At 38.3% G+C, this 21,704-nt stretch carries 18 protein-coding genes; 11 read left to right on the top strand and 7 right to left on the bottom strand.

All coding sequences use genetic code 11. From position 1 onward, the window contains the following. Positions 1 to 33: 33 nt before the first annotated feature. The 3 genes from nrdA to OC457_RS09095 form a co-directional block, all read right to left on the bottom strand. Complete coding sequence (nrdA, locus tag OC457_RS09105; protein WP_080173143.1) at positions 34 to 2,301, bottom strand: class 1a ribonucleoside-diphosphate reductase subunit alpha; 2,268 nt, start codon at positions 2,299 to 2,301, stop codon at positions 34 to 36. A gap of 499 nt (positions 2,302 to 2,800) precedes the next feature. Further along, on the bottom strand, positions 2,801 to 3,511 hold the full coding sequence (ubiG, locus tag OC457_RS09100) for a bifunctional 2-polyprenyl-6-hydroxyphenol methylase/3-demethylubiquinol 3-O-methyltransferase UbiG (protein WP_080173144.1): 711 nt from the start codon (positions 3,509 to 3,511) through the stop codon (positions 2,801 to 2,803). A gap of 159 nt (positions 3,512 to 3,670) precedes the next feature. Continuing rightward, positions 3,671 to 3,814, bottom strand: a complete 144-nt coding sequence (locus OC457_RS09095; RefSeq protein ID WP_162841671.1) for a hypothetical protein — start codon at positions 3,812 to 3,814, stop codon at positions 3,671 to 3,673. Positions 3,815 to 4,294: 480 nt separating this feature from the next. Here OC457_RS09095 and gyrA point away from each other — a divergent pair, with 480 nt between their 5' ends. The 4 genes from gyrA (at position 4,295) to OC457_RS09075 (ending at position 11,323) form a co-directional block, all read left to right on the top strand. Continuing rightward, positions 4,295 to 6,961, top strand: coding sequence for a DNA topoisomerase (ATP-hydrolyzing) subunit A (gene gyrA, locus OC457_RS09090; protein WP_080173145.1), 2,667 nt, complete (start codon positions 4,295 to 4,297; stop codon positions 6,959 to 6,961). A 266-nt stretch (positions 6,962 to 7,227) separates the two neighbouring features. Next, entirely contained in the window at positions 7,228 to 8,310 is a 1,083-nt protein-coding gene (gene serC, locus OC457_RS09085; protein WP_080173146.1) for a 3-phosphoserine/phosphohydroxythreonine transaminase, read from the top strand. Positions 8,311 to 8,460: 150 nt separating this feature from the next. Next, positions 8,461 to 10,467 (top strand): EAL domain-containing protein, encoded by a 2,007-nt coding sequence (locus OC457_RS09080; protein WP_080173147.1) that lies wholly within the window; start codon positions 8,461 to 8,463, stop codon positions 10,465 to 10,467. Between the two features lie 130 nt (positions 10,468 to 10,597). After that, positions 10,598 to 11,323 (top strand): sulfite exporter TauE/SafE family protein, encoded by a 726-nt coding sequence (locus OC457_RS09075; protein WP_080173148.1) that lies wholly within the window; start codon positions 10,598 to 10,600, stop codon positions 11,321 to 11,323. 30 nt (positions 11,324 to 11,353) lie between these two features. On the opposite strand, the gene OC457_RS09070 is transcribed toward OC457_RS09075, so the two are convergent. The 3 genes from OC457_RS09070 to OC457_RS09060 are packed head-to-tail and all read right to left on the bottom strand — an operon-like array spanning position 11,354 to position 13,795. Continuing rightward, positions 11,354 to 11,878 (bottom strand): lipocalin family protein, encoded by a 525-nt coding sequence (locus OC457_RS09070; protein ID WP_080173149.1) that lies wholly within the window; start codon positions 11,876 to 11,878, stop codon positions 11,354 to 11,356. A gap of 41 nt (positions 11,879 to 11,919) precedes the next feature. After that, complete coding sequence (locus OC457_RS09065; protein ID WP_080173150.1) at positions 11,920 to 13,155, bottom strand: sensor histidine kinase; 1,236 nt, start codon at positions 13,153 to 13,155, stop codon at positions 11,920 to 11,922. Next, positions 13,124 to 13,795 carry a response regulator transcription factor gene (locus tag OC457_RS09060; RefSeq protein ID WP_080173151.1) on the bottom strand — a complete coding sequence of 224 codons (672 nt, stop codon included), beginning with the start codon at positions 13,793 to 13,795 and terminating at the stop codon, positions 13,124 to 13,126. The genes OC457_RS09065 and OC457_RS09060 overlap by 32 nt, the downstream gene beginning before the upstream one ends. A gap of 100 nt (positions 13,796 to 13,895) precedes the next feature. On the opposite strand from OC457_RS09060, the gene OC457_RS09055 reads away from it, so the two are divergent. Next, positions 13,896 to 15,020 carry a DUF5666 domain-containing protein gene (locus OC457_RS09055; RefSeq protein ID WP_080173152.1) on the top strand — a complete coding sequence of 375 codons (1,125 nt, stop codon included), beginning with the start codon at positions 13,896 to 13,898 and terminating at the stop codon, positions 15,018 to 15,020. Between the two features lie 73 nt (positions 15,021 to 15,093). On the opposite strand, the gene OC457_RS09050 is transcribed toward OC457_RS09055, so the two are convergent. Next, complete coding sequence (locus OC457_RS09050) at positions 15,094 to 15,522, bottom strand: nucleotide triphosphate diphosphatase NUDT15 (protein ID WP_080173153.1); 429 nt, start codon at positions 15,520 to 15,522, stop codon at positions 15,094 to 15,096. Between the two features lie 173 nt (positions 15,523 to 15,695). Here OC457_RS09050 and aroA point away from each other — a divergent pair, with 173 nt between their 5' ends. From aroA to lapB, 6 genes are all read left to right on the top strand, one after another. Beyond that, positions 15,696 to 16,976, top strand: coding sequence for a 3-phosphoshikimate 1-carboxyvinyltransferase (gene aroA, locus OC457_RS09045; RefSeq protein ID WP_080173154.1), 1,281 nt, complete (start codon positions 15,696 to 15,698; stop codon positions 16,974 to 16,976). Between the two features lie 213 nt (positions 16,977 to 17,189). Continuing rightward, entirely contained in the window at positions 17,190 to 17,867 is a 678-nt protein-coding gene (gene cmk / locus OC457_RS09040) for a (d)CMP kinase (RefSeq protein WP_080173155.1), read from the top strand. Positions 17,868 to 17,991: 124 nt separating this feature from the next. Further along, entirely contained in the window at positions 17,992 to 19,662 is a 1,671-nt protein-coding gene (gene rpsA, locus OC457_RS09035) for a 30S ribosomal protein S1 (RefSeq protein WP_080173156.1), read from the top strand. 80 nt (positions 19,663 to 19,742) lie between these two features. After that, positions 19,743 to 20,033, top strand: a complete 291-nt coding sequence (gene ihfB / locus OC457_RS09030) for an integration host factor subunit beta (RefSeq protein WP_036795301.1) — start codon at positions 19,743 to 19,745, stop codon at positions 20,031 to 20,033. Between the two features lie 128 nt (positions 20,034 to 20,161). Next, a complete protein-coding gene (locus OC457_RS09025; RefSeq protein ID WP_080173157.1) occupies positions 20,162 to 20,446 on the top strand; it encodes a LapA family protein in 285 nt (94 codons plus the stop codon). A gap of 6 nt (positions 20,447 to 20,452) precedes the next feature. Further along, positions 20,453 to 21,622 (top strand): lipopolysaccharide assembly protein LapB, encoded by a 1,170-nt coding sequence (gene lapB, locus OC457_RS09020; protein ID WP_080173158.1) that lies wholly within the window; start codon positions 20,453 to 20,455, stop codon positions 21,620 to 21,622. Positions 21,623 to 21,704: the final 82 nt, after the last annotated feature.

The raw sequence follows: 21,704 nt of genomic DNA, 5'->3' as shown, positions 1-21,704 counted from the left end.
AAGGGAGCCCTGCGGCTCCCTTTTAGTCAATGCTTAAATTTTACAACTTGTACAATCATCGTCACTCATATCGCTTTGGCTATCAGATGCGCCATCTCGAGTGTTATGGTAGTACAGTGTCTTAACACCTAATTTATAAGCATTAAGCAGATCTTTTAGTAGTAGTTTCATTGGAACTCTACCGCCAGGTTGTTTGCTCGGGTCGTAGTTAGTATTTGCCGAGATAGCCTGATCAATAAACTTCTGCATAATACCAACAAGTTGTAGGTAGCCATCGTTGCTGCCAATGTTCCAAAGTAACTCATAGTTATCTTTGTATTTAGCAAACTCAGGAACAACTTGTTTGAGGATACCATCTTTCGATGCCTTAACGGAAACGTATCCACGTGGTGGTTCAATACCATTGGTTGCATTTGAAATTTGTGATGATGTTTCTGATGGCATTAGAGCTGAAAGGGTTGAGTTACGCAGACCATGTGTTTTGATCTCTTCGCGTAATGTTTCCCAATCGTAATGTAATTTAGCATCACAAATATTATCGATTTCTTTTTTATAAGTATCGATCGGTAAAATACCTTGAGCATAAGTCGTTTCGTTAAATAACGGACATGGACCTTGCTCTTTTGCCAAATTTACCGATGCTTTTAATAAGTAATATTGAATAGCTTCAAAGGCTTCATGGGTCAGGTTGTTTGCACTACCGTCTGAATAACGTACACCATGTTTAGCAAGGTAGTAAGCAAAGTTAATCACACCAACACCTAATGTACGACGATTCATGGTTGAACGACGTGCAGCGGGTAATGGGTAATCTTGGTAATCTAGTAATGCATCCAATGCACGTACAGTTAGCTCTGCAAGTTCTTCTAAATCATCTAAAGTATCAATTGCGCCTAAGTTGAATGCTGATAGCGTACATAATGCAATTTCTCCATCTTCATCTTCAACATTCTTTAATGGCTTGGTTGGCAATGCAATTTCAAGACATAAGTTTGATTGACGAATTGGCGCTACTGCAGGATCAAACGGGCTGTGCGTATTACAGTGATCAACGTTTTGAATATAGATTCGACCTGTTGAAGCACGCTCTTGCATCAATAATGAAAATAGCTCGATTGCTTTGATCGATTGTTTTTTAATGCTGTCGTCTTGCTCGTACAAGTTATACAAGCGTTCAAATTCAACTTGATCAGCAAAAAAAGCATCGTATAGCCCCGGAACATCAGAAGGAGAGAACAAAGAAATGTTCTGACCTTTGATCAAACGGGTATACATTAGACGATTGATTTGTACACCATAGTCCATATGACGAACACGGTTTTCTTCAACACCGCGGTTGTTCTTTAATACTAACAGTGATTCAACTTCACGATGCCAGATAGGGTAGAATAACGTTGCTGCACCACCACGAACACCACCTTGAGAACAACATTTAACTGCTGTTTGGAAGTATTTGTAGAATGGAATACAACCGGTATGAAATGCTTCACCACCACGAATTTCAGATCCTAATGCACGAATTCGACCTGCATTGATACCAATCCCCGCTCGCTGTGATACATAACGCACAATAGAGCTAGCTGTTGCGTTAATTGAATCAAGGCTGTCATCACATTCGATCAATACACATGAGCTAAATTGACGTGTAGGTGTACGAACACCTGACATAATTGGCGTTGGTAATGAAATTTTAAATGTTGATGATGCATCATAAAAACGCTTAATGTAATCAAGGCGCGTTTCTTTGGGATATTTATTAAATAATGCTGCTGCAATTAATACATAAAGAAACTGGGCACTTTCAAAAATTTCACCAGATACACGGTTTTGAACGAGGTATTTACCTTCAAGTTGTTTAACCGCAGCATAAGAGAAATTCATGTCGCGCCAGTGATCGATAAAGGTATCCATCACTGTAAATTCTTCTTCAGTGTAGTCATCAAGTAGGTGACTATCGTACTTACCTTTTTCAACCAAGTTTTTTACATGATCAAATAATTTTGGTGGCTCAAATTGACCATAGGCTTTTTTTCGAAGGTGGAAAATTGCCAATCGAGCAGCAAGATATTGGTAGTCAGGTGTTTCTTCTGAGATCAGATCCGCAGCCGCTTTGATGATAGTTTCGTGAATATCATCAGTACGAATACCGTCATAAAACTGGATGTGTGACTTTAGCTCGACTTGAGATACCGATACATTTTCTAGACCTTCGGCGGCCCAGTCGATGACACGGTGAATTTTGTCGAGATCGATAAGTTCTTTACGACCGTTGCGCTTGGTAACTGTTAGTTGTTGAGTCATTTGTTATTATTTTCCCAGTTTTCCTTGCAGATGATATTTTTTGTAATTTATCTATTAGATTAGCAAAGAATGTGATCTTTATTTTAAATATCGTTATTCAGCAAAAACACTACATGTTGTGGTGTTGAGCGAAAGTGCTTACAAGATAGTGGTGAATGCATGGTTTTGCAAGATGGTATTTTTTGAGCAGCTGTGGATAACATGGGGATTTCAATAAAAAAGTTAGTACCAACTCACTGATGTAGCGAATAGCATCAAATAGATAGTAAAAATCAAGACCTTTTGCGTTATTTTTTTATAGAAATAAAATTTATTTTTATTGCTTTTTAGGTGCGAGTTTGAACCAGTAAATTGGTGAAAATTTAACTAAATAAAGTATTAATAGCCCTTGATCTTAATGGTTATTTTTGATCTCTAAAATTGTTATCGTTTAAGTATTTGTTATTGGAATGTAGTTAAAGGAGAAAAAGTTATCTCCTTTAATATTGGTTGCTACAAGCTACAATGGCTTAACTGTATGAACGATATAATTCACGTCAACATTATTGCCTAGACTATAAGTATCAATGAGAGGATTGTAGTGAAGGCCAATAATATGACGCTCTTGTAATGGTGTTTGATCTATCATTGCAATGAGTTCTGATGGGCGAATAAACTTTTGATGGTCATGAGTACCTTTTGGAACTAATTTCATGACATGTTCAGCACCAACAATTGCAAATAAATACGATTTAATATTACGGTTTAATGTTGAAAAAAAGACATGCCCACCAGGTTTGACCATGCTGGCACATGAAGCAATAACAGATGCAGGATCTGGCACATGTTCAAGCATTTCCATACAAGTAACGACGTCATAAGCCTCGTGATGAGGTTCAGCATGTTCTTCTGCTGTGCATTGAACATAGTCGAGTTTGGTGCCTGTTTCTAAGGCATGTAGCTTGGCAACCATCAATGGTTCTTTACCCATATCAAGCCCCGTAACATGTGCACCTTCAACCGCCATGCTTTCAGCTAAAATTCCACCACCACAACCAACATCAAGTACTTTTTTACCAAATAAACCATTGGAATTATCAATAATATAATTTAAACGTAATGGATTAATTTGATGAAGCGGTTTGAATTCGCCGTCAAGATCCCACCAACGTGAAGCTATTTGTTCAAATTTTTCGATTTCTGCAAGGTCAACATTACGTGATTTGGTCATCTTAGTGGTGCCATTTTCCTTAATTGGTAGTAGCTATTATGCGAAATAAACGTGTTGTTGCAAAGAATAACTATGATAAACAGCAAGAGAAAAAGTTGATGACTATTATCGTTAAGATAAAACTCGCCAAGCACTGCAGTATTGCTTGGCGATATCACATTACTCATTGAAACTGCTTGTTGTGGCAGAAATGAGTTCAGGTGAGAAAATACCGCCAAATAAGGTGGTAATAGCAAGAATGAGCATTAAAATATACTTACCAATAATGATTGATAGACCAATAATATTAATTGCTGTACCCATAGCTTTATCCTCAGAGAATCGATACGGTTGTGGCATAGATTGAATAATAACGTTGTTTGTAGCATTAACATGTTTGTTAGTATTTAAATTTATTTTTGGTACTTATGTTTAACCATCGTCGATAGTGTGCGGAATATTAATGATTAATAAATGGTCAAATGTCGCATTTTTGACTTTATTTTGTTAAATGTAAGTTGTTCTGTGTATAAAACGGTGTTACATCTTGTTTTTACAAATGGTTACATACTCTGTAGGTTAAAAAGAGTAGATTAGATAGTTGGTATTATGAACAATAAATAAACAGTGAGATGTGATTAATCCACAGATGTGACGATGTTTGTTTCTGTTTTCTATAAATTCCGCTAAATTACTCATAACATAAGTCGTGAAAGGTGTGCCTATTAGGGCTGAAATATGCTATATTATTGCACCTTGCACGTATAAAAATACGACAGAAATTACCTGAGGGATATTGGCTCCATGAGCGATCTTGCAAAAGAGATCACGCCCATAAATATTGAAGAGGAGCTGAAAAGCTCTTATCTCGACTATGCGATGTCAGTTATCGTTGGTCGTGCTCTTCCTGATGTGCGTGATGGCCTTAAGCCTGTGCACCGCCGCGTTTTATTCGCGATGAATGTGCTAGGCAATGACTGGAATAAAGCATATAAGAAATCTGCCCGTGTGGTAGGTGATGTTATCGGTAAGTATCACCCACACGGTGATAGTGCTGTATACGATACTATTGTACGTATGGCGCAGCCGTTCTCACTACGTTACATGCTTGTAGATGGTCAAGGTAACTTCGGTTCAATCGATGGCGACTCAGCCGCTGCGATGCGTTATACCGAAGTCCGTATGTCTAAAATTGCCCATGAATTATTGGCTGATTTAGATAAAGAAACGGTTGATTATGTTCCTAACTATGATGGAACCGAGCAAATACCTGCTGTTTTACCAACAAAGATCCCAAACTTATTAGTGAACGGTTCTTCTGGTATTGCGGTAGGTATGGCAACGAATATACCACCCCATAACCTTGGTGAAGTGATTGACGGCTGTTTAGCGTATATCAATGATGAGAGCATCACTATTGATCAGCTAATGGAATATATTCCAGGCCCAGACTTCCCAACAGCTGCGATGATCAATGGCCGTAAAGGTATTGTTGATGCTTATCATACTGGTCGCGGTAAAGTTTACATGCGCGCCAAAGCTGAAATCGAAACTGAAAAGAATGGTCGTGAAACCATTATTGTTCATGAGATTCCATATCAAGTTAACAAAGCGCGTTTGATCGAAAAGATTGCCGAGCTAGTTAAAGATAAGAAAGTTGAAGGCATTAGCGCATTACGTGATGAGTCTGATAAAGACGGCATGCGTATTGTTATTGAATGTAAGCGTGACGCGGTTGGTGAAGTTGTTCTAAACAATCTTTACGCTCAAACGCAGTTGCAAACCACATTTGGTATCAACATGGTTGCGCTTGATAATGGCCAACCAAAGATCTTTAACCTTAAAGAAATGATCAAGTGCTTCGTGAATCACCGCCGTGAAGTGGTGACACGTCGTACTATTTTCGAATTGCGCAAAGCTCGCGATCGCGCTCATATTCTTGAAGGTTTGGCTCTTGCTCTTGCGAACATTGACGAAATTATTGAATTAGTTCGTAATGCAAATACACCAGCAGAAGCTAAAGCAGCATTAGTTGCTCGTGGCTGGCAGTTAGGTAATGTTGCAGCGATGCTTGAGCGTGCGGGTACAGATGCTGCGCGTCCAGATTGGCTAGAAGAGCAGTTTGGTATTCGTGATAATCTATACCACTTAACAGAGCAGCAAGCACAAGCTATTCTTGACCTGCGTTTACATAAGCTAACAGGTCTTGAACACGGCAAAATTCTTGAAGAATATAAGCAACTTCTTGAAGAAATCGCTGAACTTATGTTCATTCTATCAAGCTCTGAGCGTTTGATGGAGGTGATCCGTGAAGAGCTAGAGCTAGTGAAAGAACAGTTTAACGATGAACGTCGTACTGAAATCACAGCAGCAAGCAATGATATTGATTTAGAAGATCTGATCACTAAAGAAGATGTTGTTGTAACACTTTCTCACGAAGGTTATGTTAAGTACCAAGTTCTGAGCGATTACGAAGCACAACGTCGTGGTGGTAAAGGTAAAGCAGCAACGCGCATGAAGGAAGAAGACTTCATTGAACGTTTATTGGTTGCCAATACCCATGATACGATTCTATGTTTCTCTAGCCGCGGTCGCATGTACTGGCTGAAGGTATATCAATTACCATTAGCAAGCCGTACTGCACGTGGTAAGCCAATTGTGAATATTTTACCACTAGAAGAAGGTGAGCGTATTACTGCTATTCTTCCTGTGCGTGAATACACAGAAGACAAATTTGTCTTCATGGCAACCGCTGATGGTACTGTTAAGAAAACGCCATTAACTGACTTTAGTCGTCCTCGCAGTGCCGGTATTATTGCCGTTAATTTACGTGAAGGCGATTCATTGATCGGTGTTGATGTCACTGATGGTGATTGCGATATCATGCTGTTCTCGGCATATGGTAAAGTAGTGCGTTTCTACGAAAGCCCAGTGATTGATGCTGAAGGCAATGCGAAAGGCGGTGTTCGCGGCATGGGTCGTACTGCGGCGGGTGTTCGTGGTATTAAACTTGCTGAAGGCGATAAAGTTGTTTCGCTAATTGTGCCACACAATGAAGGCGATATTCTTACAGTAACTGAAAATGGTTATGGTAAGCGTACTGGTCTTGCTGAGTACCCGGCAAAGAGTCGTGCAACTCAGGGTGTAGTTTCAATTAAAGTCTCTGAGCGTAACGGTAGCGTTGTTGGTGCTGTTCAAGCTGAAGACGGCGATGAATTTATGATGATCACCAATGGTGGTACATTAGTTCGAACGCGTGTTGCTGAAGTAAGCCGTGTTGGTCGTAATACTCAAGGTGTTACACTTATCCGTACTGCCGATGACGAGAAAGTTGTTGGTCTACAACGTATAGATGAGCCAGCAGAAGTTGAATTAATTGAAGATGCTGAATTAGTTGATGGTGAAACTGTTGAAAATACAGAACTACCAGCAACAGATGCAGAATCAGGCGATTCAACCGAGCAAGAGTAAGCCTTATAGTGCTTTATTCTAAATAAGACGCAGCCAAATGGCTGCGTTTTTTTTATCTTAATATTGATAAACGGATGATTTTTTAATTAAGCCTTTAAAGTTGCGCAAGAAAGGTGTAAAAATAAATACATGATATCTGTCACAATGTTGAGATTTATCTTACTGTCTGTTTTGTAATGCTAAAAGTAGTACGGATAGTGGTGCTATTAGCTTTATGAAGCAGTAAATTTTTATTTTGGAACTCGAGCAGGAGCAAGTACAACATTATGGATAAGGTTTATAACTTTTGTGCCGGTCCGGCAATGATCCCCGCTGATGTTATGGCGCAAGCCCAGCAAGAATTAATTAATTGGCAGGGCTTAGGCACTTCCGTTATGGAAATCAGTCACCGTAGTAAAGAGTTTCTTGCGGTTGCCGCGCAATCAGAACAGGATTTACGGGAATTACTGAATATTCCTGCTAATTATCATGTTTTGTTTTGCCATGGTGGTGCTCGTGGTCAATTTGCTGCTGTTCCTCTTAATTTATTAGGTGAAGCAACGACAGCAGATTATATGGATGGCGGTTTTTGGGCTCACAGTGCTGTTGAAGAAGCTGCAAAATATTGTCAGCCGAATAATGTTGATATCACCTGTGTAAAAGAGGGCAAAAAGGCTATTTTACCAGCAACACAATGGCCGCTTTCTGATGATGCTGCATTTGTGCATTTTTGTCCAAATGAAACTATTGATGGTATCGAAATTCGTGATTTACCAATAACGGATAAGCCGATTGTCGCTGATATGTCATCCACTATTTTATCTCGTCAAATTGATGTGTCTAAATATGGTGTTATTTATGCTGGTGCCCAAAAGAATATAGGTCCCGCAGGATTAACGATCGTTATTGTACGCGATGATTTATTAGGTAAAGCAAAATCAATTTTACCAAGCATTTTAGATTACACGGTTTTAGTTGATAAAGAGTCAATGTTTAATACACCACCAACATTTGCATGGTATTTAGCCGGTGAAGTGTTTAAATGGCTGAAAAGCGTCGGTGGTGTCGCTGTCATGGAGCAACGTAATCTTGCAAAAGCAAAGTTACTGTACGATTTTATCGATCACTCCCATTTCTACATTAATGATGTTCATGCGGATAACCGTTCTATCATGAATGTACCGTTTCAATTGAAAAATTCTAATCTTGATGAAATATTTTTAGCTCAAGCGAATGCTGCGGGTCTAAAAGCATTGAAAGGGCACCGTGTTGTCGGCGGAATGCGTGCTTCTATTTATAATGCAATGCCTTTAGAAGGCGTACAAGCATTGGTTGATTTTATGTTGTTGTTTGAAAAAAATAATGCATAATAATACTTATAAATAATAAAAATACACACTTTAAGTGTGTATTTTTTACTGATACTCTATACGAGTAATACCTCGTTACAATATTTTTGATTGAGCATCTAGAATTGCTCGATATAATCGACCTCCCCATTTAATCGTTACTGTGAATGTATGTACAAAAAGTCAATATTAAAAGCATATTACAATAATTATCTTCGTGATATTTCTATTGTTTTTTTATTTCTACTGCCTTTAATTATTTGTAATGCAATTACATTATTTGTTGGTTATGCGTTTAAATTATTTGATTTTAGCGAATTAGCAACGCATTTCTTTTATTTTGCTAATCTATTAATTGGTATTTATCCAATAGCATTATGCTTGATCACTAGTTATTATATTTCAACTAAGCATGGTATTAATTCCATGGTTGTTGTGCCATACGCGTTATTATTATTGATTGCTGTATCTATTCCTAATGGCTTAGTTTCTGAACATAATGGATTACCTAACAATCCTCTTATAGCACTACTTTCTGCAATTATTGCAACATTATGCTGTATTTCATTTCGACTTTTTCCACTCGACCCTTCTCGTTTGGATTTTGTTCGTACACTGTATAAGCATGTATTACATTTTTTTTGTTTTCTTCTGTTAACGGTAGGGTTAGCTAAGCTCATTAAAATTGTGATCGCATTTAGTGAAAATATACATAACGATTTCGCACTTAATCCACTGACTTTTTATGGTGGCTTAGCCTATCAATTTATTTTAGGATTATTAGGTGCTATTGGTATTAATGGTCATAATTTTCTTTTTAGAACTAAGCAGCAGTTATTTGAGGTTACGCAACAAAATATTGCAGCTTGGCAAGCAGGAGATGCTCCTTTAAATGTTCTAGGACAGGGCTTTTATGATGCATTTTTATCAATGGGCGGATCAGGCAACACTATTAGCTTGTTGTTATGTCTTTTATTGTTCTCAAAAGAGAGACGCCATATAACATTGGCACTATCAGCATTACCGCTAGTGATTTTTAATATTAATGAACTTTTATTATTTGGTTTGCCGATTATTTTTAACCCTACACTAATTGTGCCGTTTATCTTCGTTCCACTAGTTAGTTTTGTGATTGTGTATAGCGCTATTTTCTTTGGGTTTGTGAATCCTATCAGCACGATTGTAGATTGGATGACACCGCCTTTAATCAGTGGTTATATTGCAACTCAACACAGTTTGTCTGGAGTAGTATTACAAATTATAGTGATTACGGTTGGAGTTATTATTTATCGACCGTTTTATCTGTACTATGTGGGAAAAAGTCAATGTCAAAGCATGGCAATAACTCGGCAATATGAGCTGGGACGTAGCACGCTTAAATCTTTTTTAGGTGATGTAAATCAAGCTATGACGAGCTATGTTAGTAAGCATGATATCAGTCGTCGTGTAAGCCGAATGTTGACTCATGGCGAATTTGTCATGTTTTACCAACCTCAAATCAATTTAAATAATGATAAAAGAGTATCGTTTGAATCACTTATTCGTTATAAAAATGCTGCGGGTAAGATATTGCCACCGTTATTTATTAAAGATTTTCAACAAGTAGGGGCGATGAAGCAGCTGGATCAGATGGTAATTGATTTGGTTCTAAAAGACATGCAAAAAATGCCACTTGATAAGGGCTGTAAAATTGCGATTAATGTTTCTGCTGAAACGATTTCAGATAAACATATTGTGGCCTATATCGTAGAGCGATTAAGTTTCTATGCAATTTCACCGTTGAATTTAGAAATAGAGATCACAGAAGAAGCCATACTTGAAGATGACAAACGAGTATCAGAAAATATCGAAGTATTGCAAGGATTGGGAATAACAGTTGCTATTGATGATTTTGGTTCAGGTTATGCGTCTTTTCCACATTTACTCAAGTTTAACTTTGATAAAGTAAAGTTAGATCGTGCCTTATTGTGTAATATTGAACATGATCGTGAGAAAAATTTATATCAATTGCTGGCGAAGATAAGTGAAGTAACAGGTTGTATATTAGTTGCAGAAGGTGTTGAAACTGCGATAGAAAAACAGTTTGTACAACAATGTGGTATTGATATCGTTCAAGGTTTTTATTTTGCTAAACCGATGGCATTTAATGATGCTTTAACGTGGTTTAAAAATGTTTAGCGTAATTAGCTAAGTAAAATGTGGTAATAGCGCTCATCAATCTAAGCTTGCATTTGTTAGGTGTTAATTGTGTTTTATGAATAAAAATAAAGTGTAGGATCCAAGATAATTTTCATATTATAAGAATATTATGGATCCTACTATTTTCATCATTTGCCTGGTGGTTTTTATTGGCGGATGTTTTATTCAAAGTACGATTGGTTTTGGTATGGGGGTTCTTGTTGGCCCATTTATTCTTTTACTTGAACCTCGATTAATGCCTTGTGCGATTATTTTTATTGGCATGTTTATGTCTGCCATTGTGTGGTATCAATATCGGCACGCTTTATCTTTGCGTTTTCTCATCTTTGCTTTTTTAGGACGACTTCCCGGTACTCTAGTTGCTGCTTATGTTTTAATGGTGATTTCTAGTAATCAATTAGAAATTTTGCTTGGTGTGACAGTGTTAGCGGCGGTTATTTTAAGTTTAACCAAATTACGTTTAGCTCCAACATCGCTGAATTTATTTATTGGCGGATTTATTTCTGGCGTAACAGGGACTGCGACAGGGATTGGCGGCCCACCGATTGCTTTGTTGATGCAAAATGAAGAGCCTGAAAGTATTCGTGCTAATTTAGCGGCCTTTTTTTGTTTGACGAATATTATTTCATTGATTGCATTACATTATTCTGGTCGTTTTACAATGGCTGATTTCAACACGATTATATGGTTATTACCGGCACCTATTATCGCGAGTTTAGTTGCTTATCGTGTACGTAATAAAGTGAAAAAACAAGTAATGCAATATGGTGTGCTAGGGCTCTGTTCGTTATCAGCAATTGTTGCATTGTCACAAGGTTTTCATCTTTTTAAATAGGCATTATCAATTGTTGTAATGCCTATTTTATTACTGTTGCGGATAAATAAGTTTGTCAGTATCAAATCCTGCGAGTTTAGCTTGATTAAGATACCGTTCGAGTACTGCAGGATCGAGTTTCTTGTCTCGTGATAATATCCATAGATAGTCGTAATTATAGCTACTGACTAATGCTGCCGAATAATCATCTTCAAGTGCAAAGATAATATAGCTGCCATAGAATGGACCAAAGAAAGAGACTTTGAGATGCCCAAGGTCGGGTTGGTCAACAAACTTTGCTTTACCTTGCGCTTGTTGCCATTGTTGACTCTTTTTATTAAAGCCTCGATTGGTTACTTTAACGGTATTATCTGTCTCTAGGCTATAAGTAGCAGTGACACGATCTAAGTTTCGTTCAAAACTATGGTCTAATCTTGCTATTTCATACCATTGCCCTAAATAGCGATTGATATCAAAATTTGTTACAGGCTGAACATTAGTCGGTTTACCTGTTGTGCAGCCCATAACTAGACTCAGTAAAATAATACCATAGCCCCATTTTATATAAGTCAGCATCCATTCCTCCTTATTTGATTTTTGATGTGGTTATTTTGACGCTAAAAAACCACCTCGGCTGTGAATGTGACCTCATTATCTGTCACTGTAAAATTCCATTGCATGCGTTCACAAATACGCTGCACGATGACTAATCCACAGCCATAACCCTGATTATAGATTTCATTACCATCATGGCGATTGATAATCGTTAAGCGATCATGCACTAATTTTATTTCTATATCGCCGATGCTATAGCTAAAGGCATTTTTAATCAGATTGTTTATAATTATAGTAATAAAACTTAATGGCGCATAAATCGTCGCTGAGTGGTCTATGTCAAGATAGTAGCTAGCATCTTGTTTTGCAAATAAAGGTTCCATTATCATTAATTGTTTTTGTAGTTCATCGGCAAGGTTACATTGATGAAGATGATGATCTTCAATTGACTCTTTGCCCAATAATAAAAAGGTTTCAGTTAAAATCCGCATATCATCACTGGCTTGATGTAATCTATTAATGGCTTTTTTGGCAACATTAGGTTGATTGGGCACTTTATTGAGTAAATCCGCAGAGCCTTGAATAACCATTATTGGGGTTCGTAGTTCATGAGATGCAAAACGGCTAAATTCTTTTTCTCGTTGGAAAAAACCTGCAATATTATTCTTACTATCAAGTAATGCTTGTTCTATTTTTCTTGTTTCACGGTATTGAGTATCGACTTCAAAATTAGGTTGGTCAGGCGGCATTTGACGAATTTTTTGATCTATCTTTGCTAATGGCTGTGATAAAGAACGCACAAAATAAAACCCATAGCTTCCCATAATTAACGAGACTAACAAGCCAAAAATAAAGGTGAAATAGTGGAGACTATCTTCATAATCATCAAGATAATCATCGGCATCATCTTGATAAACAACATACATGAGTCCTTTACCTGATGGATGATTAAAGACTAAAAAATGTTTATCTTCGGTGCCTCGTAAATGCTCAAAAAAACCGGGTTTATTATATTTTTTGAGCCAATCGGGTAATGATTTTTCACTCCAATAACTCTTGAATTCACTGTTGTTTGGTAGTGGTGCATTATCACCCATAGTTTTATAATCAAGTACATATTGGCTTGATTCTTTATCTAACCAATGATGAAGGCTAATGACTTCTAATTGATTTTCAGCAACATAAATGACTACCCAGAATAAAATAAACATACCAAAGGTCATTAGCCCAAAGCTTAAACCGACTTTGCGATAAATGCTGGGGAAACTATGCGGTTTTGATGCGGTAACCTTGTCCATGAATCGTCTCTAAGCGTGAAGTGGAAAAACCTTTATCAAGGGCATTGCGTAAACCATAAATATGACTGCGAAGGGCATCACTAGAAGGGGACTCTTCGCCCCAAACTGCGTCAATGACTTGCTGCCGAGTCACGATATTCGGAGCGTGGTGTAATAAAACTTTGAGAATTTTAAATTGAATACGGCTAAGTTTAATGGCTGTCCCATTTCGACTAACTTCATCACTGCGATTATTCATTATTAAATCTGCATATTTTAGTAATCCAATATCTTGCCGAGGGCCTCGATTGGCTAATGCGTGGAGTCGTAAGCACAGTTCTTCCATGGCAAACGGTTTTAATAAATAGTCATCACCGCCCGCTTTAAAAGCAGCAACTTTATCTTCAAGAGTATCTTTAGCGGTTAGAAAGAGAATGGGCGTTCCACAATAAAGTTCGTTACGTATTTTTTGAACCGCAGCAATACCGTCTATTTTAGGCATCATAATATCCATAATGATGACGTCATAATGGTTATTTTCAATAAAAGTGAGTGCGGCTTGACCGTGATAGGCACAATCGACTGTCATACCTTCTAGTTCTAAGTAATCAGCAATCGTTTCAACAATCTGATGGTTATCATCAACAATAAGAATTTTCATCTTTTTAGCTAGACTCTTCACGAATATTTCACGTTTGGCATTTTAGTATACTCGTCAATAAAACAATATTCATAATTTGTTAATTAAAAGGTCTGTATTCATGAAGAAAATCACATTAGCGACATTGGTTGGTCTTGTTCTTACTGGTTGTGGCGGTGGCGGCGGTGATGATAGTAAACCAACGCCTCCTCCAACGATAGCTCAACCAACGATCGTTCAAGGGACGATACAGGAAGTTCAAGGTAATGATATCATTATTAATGGTCGTCGATATGATGTTAGTCGTGTGGATTACAATAAAAAAAAGTTATCTAATGACACGTCGTTATTAAAGCCTCAGATGATGGTGCAAGTTACAAAACAATCAAAATTAGGAGCGATTGTTAATCTTGAGCCAACTTTTTTAGGAGAAATTACAAATGTAAATCCTAAAACAGATACATTTACAATTAATGGTGTAAATTTATCGTTCGGTGGATTAAGTAATGAAATCAGTAATGGCGAATGGGTTATGGTTTCTGCATTACCTATGGCAACTAATAATGGTGTGGGTTACAAAGTCTTGTCTGTAATTGAGATTGAAAATACAGAACTCGAAGGTCAATATGAACTCGAAGGTGCTGTATCTCAATTAGACAATGAACCATCCACCTTTAAATTAGGTCAGGTAATCGTTGATTATTCAAATATCAATCTTTCTGCTGGTATTAAGAATGGAGATTGGGTTGAGGTTACTGGACAATATAAAAATCTTAAATTTATGGCTAGTGAAGTTGAACTAGAAAGCTATGATGATTTAGATAGCGGTCATGAAATTGAAGGTATTATAACTAAGGTAAATAGCACTAAAACTGAGTTTGAACTTAACGCGCGAGGAACTTTTATTGTTAATTCACAAACTCGTTTTGAAGATGGAAAAAAAGATAATTTAGTTGTTGGTGAATTGGTCGAAGTGACGACTTTTAATGGTATTGCGAAAGAAATTGAATTTGAACATGATTTTGATGGTGCAAATGGTAGTTTACGTGAATTCGAACGCGAAGGTCGTGTAACTGCTGTAGAAGATGATAGCTTTGTTATTGGGACTGAAACGTTCTATCTAGATACTAATACTGAATTTGAAGATTTGACGTTAGATAATTTAAATGGTCAATATGTTGATGTTGAGGGGGTGATCATTGACGATATAAAAATGGCGCGCGAAATCGAACGTGAAGATGATTAAATAACCTCGAATCAAAAGCGCCTATTATTGAGGCGCTTTTTGCATTTTAGATATAAACGGTTACTTAGAACAGCTACTCATTAATACAAAACTGTTGTTCTAAATAACATTGAATCGATTGTTCACTCGCATCAAATTGTGGCGAAGGCACTTGAGTTGGATCTACCCACTGCCACCCCTCACATTTATCAGGCTCTTTTAGCATTAACTCACCACTGAACTCAGTTGCCAGTAAAGCGACACTAATATAGTGCTTGCCTGATTCTGAATAGGTAGCAAGATTATTGGTTACCGCAATCACTCGTGGTTGATAAATTGTGAGTCCTGTTTCTTCTTTAACTTCACGAATAGCGCATTGACTAAAGGTTTCACCTAATTCCATGTGTCCACCAGGAATAGAGTAATACGGCGCATGACTATTTTTACGTTTACCAATTAATATTTGACCATGCTGATTAACAATAATAATCCCGATCCCAACCATGGGCGTTATAACACTCATTAGTACTCCTATATTTATCTCTATTATAGGTACCTACTTTAACGTAATTAGGCAGTGGATGGTGGAACTATATTCAATAGTGTTATCAGAACATTAAAAAACTGCTGCTAGATAACTGCGACATTATTGGGTACTCTGCTAGATAATGAAAATTAGGATTGGAAGAATAATCAATGGAAAGTTTAACGCTACAACCGATCGCTAAAGTTAATGGTGAGGTAAACCTACCGGGTTCTAAAAGTGTCTCAAACCGTGCGTTGCTATTAGCGGCTCTTGCCCAAGGAACAACCCGTTTAACTAATTTATTAGACAGTGATGATATTCGCCATATGCTTAATGGATTAAAGCAATTAGGCGTGAATTACCGTTTATCGGCAGATAAAACCGTATGTGAAGTGGATGGTTTAGGTCATGCTTTTATAACAACCAAGCCACTAGAATTATATTTAGGTAATGCAGGAACAGCAATGCGCCCATTAGCGGCTGCATTATGTTTAGGCTCTGGTGAATATATACTTACTGGTGAGCCCCGAATGAAAGAACGTCCGATAGGTCATCTTGTTGATGCTCTACGTAGTGCTGGTGCGGAAGTCACCTATCTTGAAAATGAACACTATCCACCATTAAAAATTATTGGTACTGGCTTAAACGGCGGAGAGGTTGAAATTGATGGCTCAATCTCAAGTCAATTTCTCACTGCTTTTTTGATGGCAGCACCACTTGCTAGCGCAGATACAGTGATTAGCATTAAAGGCGATTTGGTATCGAAGCCTTATATTGATATTACCTTACATATAATGGCACAGTTTGGGGTTGAGGTTGAAAACCGTAATTACCAACAGTTTGTGGTTAAAGGGGGACAGCAATATCAATCACCTGGCGAACTGTTAGTGGAAGGTGATGCATCCTCTGCCTCTTATTTTTTAGCTGCCGCTGCGATTAAAGGTGGTGCAATTAAAGTCACTGGTATTGGTAAAAAGAGTATTCAAGGTGATGTTCAATTTGCGGATGCATTAGCGGCAATGGGGGCTGAAATAGAGTGGGGGGATGATTATGTTATTGCTCGTGGTGGTGAGTTAACCGCGATTGATATGGATTTTAATCATATTCCCGATGCGGCGATGACGATTGCGACGACTGCATTGTTTGCCAAAGGTACAACATCAATCCGTAATGTTTATAACTGGCGCGTAAAAGAAACTGATCGTCTTGCGGCGATGGCAACAGAATTACGTAAAGTTGGTGCGATAGTTGAAGAAGGGAATGACTACATCACTATTACGCCTCCGACGAAGCTAAATCATGCCCAAATTGATACATACGATGATCATCGTATGGCTATGTGTTTTTCGCTGGTGGCATTAAGTGATACCGCCGTTACTATTAATGATCCGAACTGCACATCAAAAACATTCCCTGATTATTTCACCAAACTTCAGAGTTTGAGTGTGTAGTTTTTATTGATTGATAATTGATATTTAAGTTTACAGCGATAGAAGCCTGATCTGATTGCATCAAGCTTTTTAATTGGTGTAAAAAGGTATGAGAGAAAAGGGAATAACTATATAAATTTAAGATTTTTTTCCGTATAATGTGCCACCGTTTGATGGCTAATCCTAATTTGGGTTAAGTTAAAGCTATTACGGATACATTTTCGGAGAAAACTTATGTCTACTCATGCTCCAGTCATTACTGTTGATGGGCCTAGTGGTGCTGGTAAAGGCACACTGTGTATGCTGTTAGCAGAAAAACTTGGCTGGAATCTGCTCGATTCTGGTGCAATTTATCGTGTTCTTGCACTTGCAGCACTTCATCATGGTGTAGATACTGAATCAGAAGATGCTTTAGTGCCACTGGCTGCACATCTTGATGTTCAGTTTGTTACTGAAGGTGATTTGGTTCGAGTTATTCTCGAAGGCGAAGATGTTTCAGATACGCTTCGTACTGAAAAAGTAGGTAATGCAGCATCAAAAGTTGCCGCATTCCCCCGTGTACGTGAAGCGTTATTACGTCGTCAACGTGCATTTAATGAGCATCCTGGATTGGTTGCAGACGGTCGTGATATGGGCACTGTCGTGTTTACATCGGCGGAAGTGAAAATATTCTTAGACGCTAGTGCCGAAGAACGTGCAACTCGACGTATGAATCAGTTGCAAAAAAAAGGCTTAGATGTTAGCTTTAGCAGCCTTTTGAGCGAAATTCAGGAGCGAGACTACCGCGATCGCAATCGTGCGGTAGCGCCTTTACGCCCTGCAGATGACGCATTGGTACTTGATTCAACTGAAATGTCAATTGAACAAGTATTAGAAAAAGTCTTGGCATATGTGAATGTTAAGCTAAAATAAACGAATCCATATTTAGTTGCGCAAGCAGCTAAATAACGTCGGTGTCATGGATGATAACTGACTTTATTATCAACCCCATGCGGTAGGATACCCATGGTTGTTTATCATATTGAAGATTAATTAAATGACTGAATCTTTTGCTCAACTCTTTGAAGAGTCGCTAAACCAAGTTGAAACTCGCCCAGGTGCAATCGTTAAAGGTACTGTAATCGCTATCGAAAACGGTTATGTACTAGTTGACGCTGGTCTAAAATCTGAGTCATCTATTCCTGCTGAAGAATTCAAGAACGCTGCTGGCGAACTAGAAATCGAAGTTGGCGCTCAGGTTGACGTTGCTCTTGACGCGATCGAAGATGGTTTTGGTGAAACTAAACTTTCTCGTGAGAAAGCTAAGCGTCACGAAGCTTGGATCCAGCTTGAAAAAGCTTATGAAGATGCTGAAACAGTTGTTGGTATCATCAACGGTAAAGTTAAGGGCGGCTTCACAGTTGAACTTAACGGCATCCGTGCGTTCCTACCAGGTTCACTAGTAGACGTACGTCCAGTTCGTGACACTGCTCACCTAGAAAACAAAGAACTTGAGTTCAAAGTAATCAAGCTTGACCAGAAGCGTAACAACGTTGTTGTTTCACGTCGTGCTGTTATCGAATCTGAGAACAGTGTTGAACGTGATGAGCTACTTGCTTCTCTACAAGAAGGCATGGAAGTTAAAGGTATCGTTAAGAACCTTACTGACTACGGCGCATTCGTTGATCTTGGCGGTGTTGACGGTCTTCTACACATCACTGACATGGCTTGGAAGCGTGTTAAGCACCCTTCTGAAATCGTTAATGTTGGCGATGAAATCAACGTTAAAGTTCTTAAGTTCGACCGTGAGCGTACTCGCGTATCACTAGGTCTTAAGCAACTTGGCGAAGATCCATGGGTTGCAATCGCTAAGCGTTACCCAGAAAGCACTAAGCTTACTGGTCGCGTAACTAACCTTACTGACTACGGCTGCTTCGTTGAAATCGAAGAAGGCGTTGAAGGTCTTGTTCACGTTTCTGAAATGGATTGGACTAACAAAAACATCCACCCATCTAAAGTTGTTAACGTGGGCGACGAAGTTGAAGTTATGGTTCTTGATATCGACGAAGAACGTCGTCGTATCTCTCTAGGTCTTAAGCAGTGTAAAGCGAACCCATGGCAGTCATTTGCAGAAATGCAAGCTAAGGGCGACAAAGTAACTGGTAAGATCAAGTCAATCACTGATTTCGGTATCTTCATCGGTCTTGAAGGCGGCATCGACGGTCTAGTTCACCTATCTGACATTTCTTGGAATGTTTCTGGTGAAGACGCAGTTCGTGACTTCAAGAAAGGCGACGAAATTTCTGCAGTAGTTCTTGCAGTTGACGCAGAGCGTGAGCGTATCTCTCTAGGCGTTAAGCAAATCGAAGAAGACCCATTCAACAGCTTCGTAGCTGACACTAAGAAAGGCGCTCTAGTAACTGGTAAAGTTATCGCTGTTGACGCTAAAGGCGCAACTGTTGAGCTAGCTGAAGGTGTTGAAGGTTACTTACGTGCTTCTGAAGCATCTGTAGACCGTGTTGAAGACGCAACTCTAATTCTTGCAGTTGGCGACTCTATTGAATCTAAGTTCACTGGTGTTGACCGTAAGAACCGCGTAGTTAACCTTTCTGTACGTGCTAAAGACGTTGCTGAAGAGCAAGAAGCAATGGCTACACTAAACAAAGCAGACGATGCTGCGTTTGGTAATGCTATGGCTGACGCTTTCAAAGCTGCTAAAGGCGAATAATTGAGCGTTGAGGGAAATCGCTTTAGCTTTTTCCCTCTAAACGGCTATACTATTGAGAAACTTACTAAAACGGAGTGTTTATGACAAAGTCTGAATTAATTGAAAGACTGTGTAGTCAACAAACACATCTTTCTGCCAAACAGGTAGAAGATGCAATCAAGGATATTCTTGAACATATGGCGAACACACTTGCAGAAGGTGATCGCATTGAGATCCGTGGCTTTGGTAGCTTCTCTTTGCATTACCGTGCTCCTCGCGTTGGTCGTAATCCAAAGACAGGTGATAAAGTTGAGTTGGACGGCAAGTACGTTCCTCACTTCAAGCCAGGAAAAGAATTACGTGACCGTGTTAATGCATCGATAGCTGCTTAACCGCGAATAGAACAAAAAAACGGCATACTCTCGGTATGCCGTTTTTTTATGTCTATAGATCATGGTTTGATTGGTAAAATTACTGCATAATCAGCAATTATAATTTAGATTTAGTGAGAGGATTCACGATGAAGATTTTAGGAATTATTGTTCTAGTAGCTGCTTTTTTGATCACTCTAGCTCTTGGTGCGCAAAATCAAATAATGGTAAGTTTTGATTATCTGATTGCGCAAGGTGAGTTTCAACTTTCCACATTACTTGGAACAACCTTTGGCGCTGGTTTTATTATTGGTTGGGTTATTTGTGGAAGTTTATACCTTAAAGCTCGTTTTGCTAAAAATCGATTAATAAAGAAAGTAGCAAAGCAACAACAAGAACTTGATCAGCTTCGTGCTCAACCCGTAAAGGAATAAGAATTAATGCTTGAGTTGTTGTTCTTACTTTTACCTATTGCTGCCGCTTATGGTTGGTATATGGGTAACAGGAGCGCAAGTAACCAAAAGCAAGAAAAGTCTGACCACTTATCTCGCCAATATGTAACAGGTCTTAATATGCTGTTATCAGATGAATCTGATAAGGCAGTAGATCTGTTCATTGAGTTGCTTCAGGTTGATAGTGAAACCATTGATACTCATCTTGCGCTTGGTAATTTATTCCGTAGCAGAGGAGAGGTTGATCGCGCTATTCGTATTCACCAAAACTTGATAGCAAGGCCGAATTTATCGATTGAACAACGTAATTTAGCTTTACAGCAATTAGCAAAAGATTATATGGCAGCTGGTTTTTTTGATCGTGCTGAGCGTATTTTTGAGCAGTTATTAGATGAGCCTGATTACCGTAAACCAGCATTACAGCAATTATTAGCAATTTATCAACAAACGCGAGAATGGGAAAAAGCCATTGAGATGGCCTCTCAGTTGGTGAAATTAGGCAAAACTAAATTAAAGCATGATATTGCCCATTATTGGTGTGAGCTTTCTATGCTTGAACTTAGTGCTCAGAATCAAGATAAAGCGATTCAACTATTAAAAAAAGCATTATCAATAGATAAAAATTGTGTGCGTGCCTCTATTGCTATTGCAAAAATACAAATTAAACAGCAAGAATATAAACCAGCGGCAAAGATTTTAGAGCGTATTTCTGATCAAGATATTGAGTTTGTTGGTGAAGCCTTGCCATTGCTACTTGAGTGTTATGAAGCGATGCATAATCAAAATGCATGGCTAAAATATTTACAATATTGTGTTGAACATAAAGCAGGCGCAAGCGCAGAGCTAATGCTTGCTGATGAAATAGCTAAACAAGATGGTGCAGTAGTTGCTCAATCTTTTATGACTCGTCAACTTCAGAAAAATCCAACTATGAAAGGTTTTTATCAGTTGATGGAATACCATCTTGATGAAGCTGAAGATGGAAGGGCAAAAGAAAGTTTGACCAGTTTACGGCATTTAGTTGGTGAACAACTTAAAGTAAAACCTCGTTATCGTTGTCGCCAATGTGGATTTGCAACGCATGCGTTATATTGGCAATGTCCGTCTTGTAAGAGTTGGGGACAAATAAAACCCATTCGAGGACTTGATGGTGAATAATTGTTGCCGTATATTTTTATATTATTAAAACCAGTGCATTAATGTACTGGTTTTTTTTTATCGTTGTAGCTATCAAATTAAA

Source organism: Photobacterium toruni (genome assembly GCF_024529955.1).
GTDB lineage: Bacteria > Pseudomonadota > Gammaproteobacteria > Enterobacterales > Vibrionaceae > Photobacterium > Photobacterium toruni.
The sequence above is the reverse complement of the archived record's forward strand: the minus strand, read 5'-3'. Positions and strand labels throughout refer to the sequence as shown.

What these genes read in the sequence shown, in the direction of transcription:
- nrdA (WP_080173143.1), bottom strand. Translation starts at nt 2,301, where the DNA reads ATGACTCAACAACTAACAGTTACCAAGCGCAACGGTCGTAAAGAACTT.
- ubiG (WP_080173144.1), bottom strand. Translation starts at nt 3,511, where the DNA reads ATGACCAAATCACGTAATGTTGACCTTGCAGAAATCGAAAAATTTGAA.
- OC457_RS09095 (WP_162841671.1), bottom strand. Translation starts at nt 3,814, where the DNA reads ATGGGTACAGCAATTAATATTATTGGTCTATCAATCATTATTGGTAAG.
- gyrA (WP_080173145.1), top strand. Translation starts at nt 4,295, where the DNA reads ATGAGCGATCTTGCAAAAGAGATCACGCCCATAAATATTGAAGAGGAG.
- serC (WP_080173146.1), top strand. Translation starts at nt 7,228, where the DNA reads ATGGATAAGGTTTATAACTTTTGTGCCGGTCCGGCAATGATCCCCGCT.
- OC457_RS09080 (WP_080173147.1), top strand. Translation starts at nt 8,461, where the DNA reads ATGTACAAAAAGTCAATATTAAAAGCATATTACAATAATTATCTTCGT.
- OC457_RS09075 (WP_080173148.1), top strand. Translation starts at nt 10,598, where the DNA reads ATGGATCCTACTATTTTCATCATTTGCCTGGTGGTTTTTATTGGCGGA.
- OC457_RS09070 (WP_080173149.1), bottom strand. Translation starts at nt 11,878, where the DNA reads ATGCTGACTTATATAAAATGGGGCTATGGTATTATTTTACTGAGTCTA.
- OC457_RS09065 (WP_080173150.1), bottom strand. Translation starts at nt 13,155, where the DNA reads ATGGACAAGGTTACCGCATCAAAACCGCATAGTTTCCCCAGCATTTAT.
- OC457_RS09060 (WP_080173151.1), bottom strand. Translation starts at nt 13,795, where the DNA reads ATGAAAATTCTTATTGTTGATGATAACCATCAGATTGTTGAAACGATT.
- OC457_RS09055 (WP_080173152.1), top strand. Translation starts at nt 13,896, where the DNA reads ATGAAGAAAATCACATTAGCGACATTGGTTGGTCTTGTTCTTACTGGT.
- OC457_RS09050 (WP_080173153.1), bottom strand. Translation starts at nt 15,522, where the DNA reads ATGAGTGTTATAACGCCCATGGTTGGGATCGGGATTATTATTGTTAAT.
- aroA (WP_080173154.1), top strand. Translation starts at nt 15,696, where the DNA reads ATGGAAAGTTTAACGCTACAACCGATCGCTAAAGTTAATGGTGAGGTA.
- cmk (WP_080173155.1), top strand. Translation starts at nt 17,190, where the DNA reads ATGTCTACTCATGCTCCAGTCATTACTGTTGATGGGCCTAGTGGTGCT.
- rpsA (WP_080173156.1), top strand. Translation starts at nt 17,992, where the DNA reads ATGACTGAATCTTTTGCTCAACTCTTTGAAGAGTCGCTAAACCAAGTT.
- ihfB (WP_036795301.1), top strand. Translation starts at nt 19,743, where the DNA reads ATGACAAAGTCTGAATTAATTGAAAGACTGTGTAGTCAACAAACACAT.
- OC457_RS09025 (WP_080173157.1), top strand. Translation starts at nt 20,162, where the DNA reads ATGAAGATTTTAGGAATTATTGTTCTAGTAGCTGCTTTTTTGATCACT.
- lapB (WP_080173158.1), top strand. Translation starts at nt 20,453, where the DNA reads ATGCTTGAGTTGTTGTTCTTACTTTTACCTATTGCTGCCGCTTATGGT.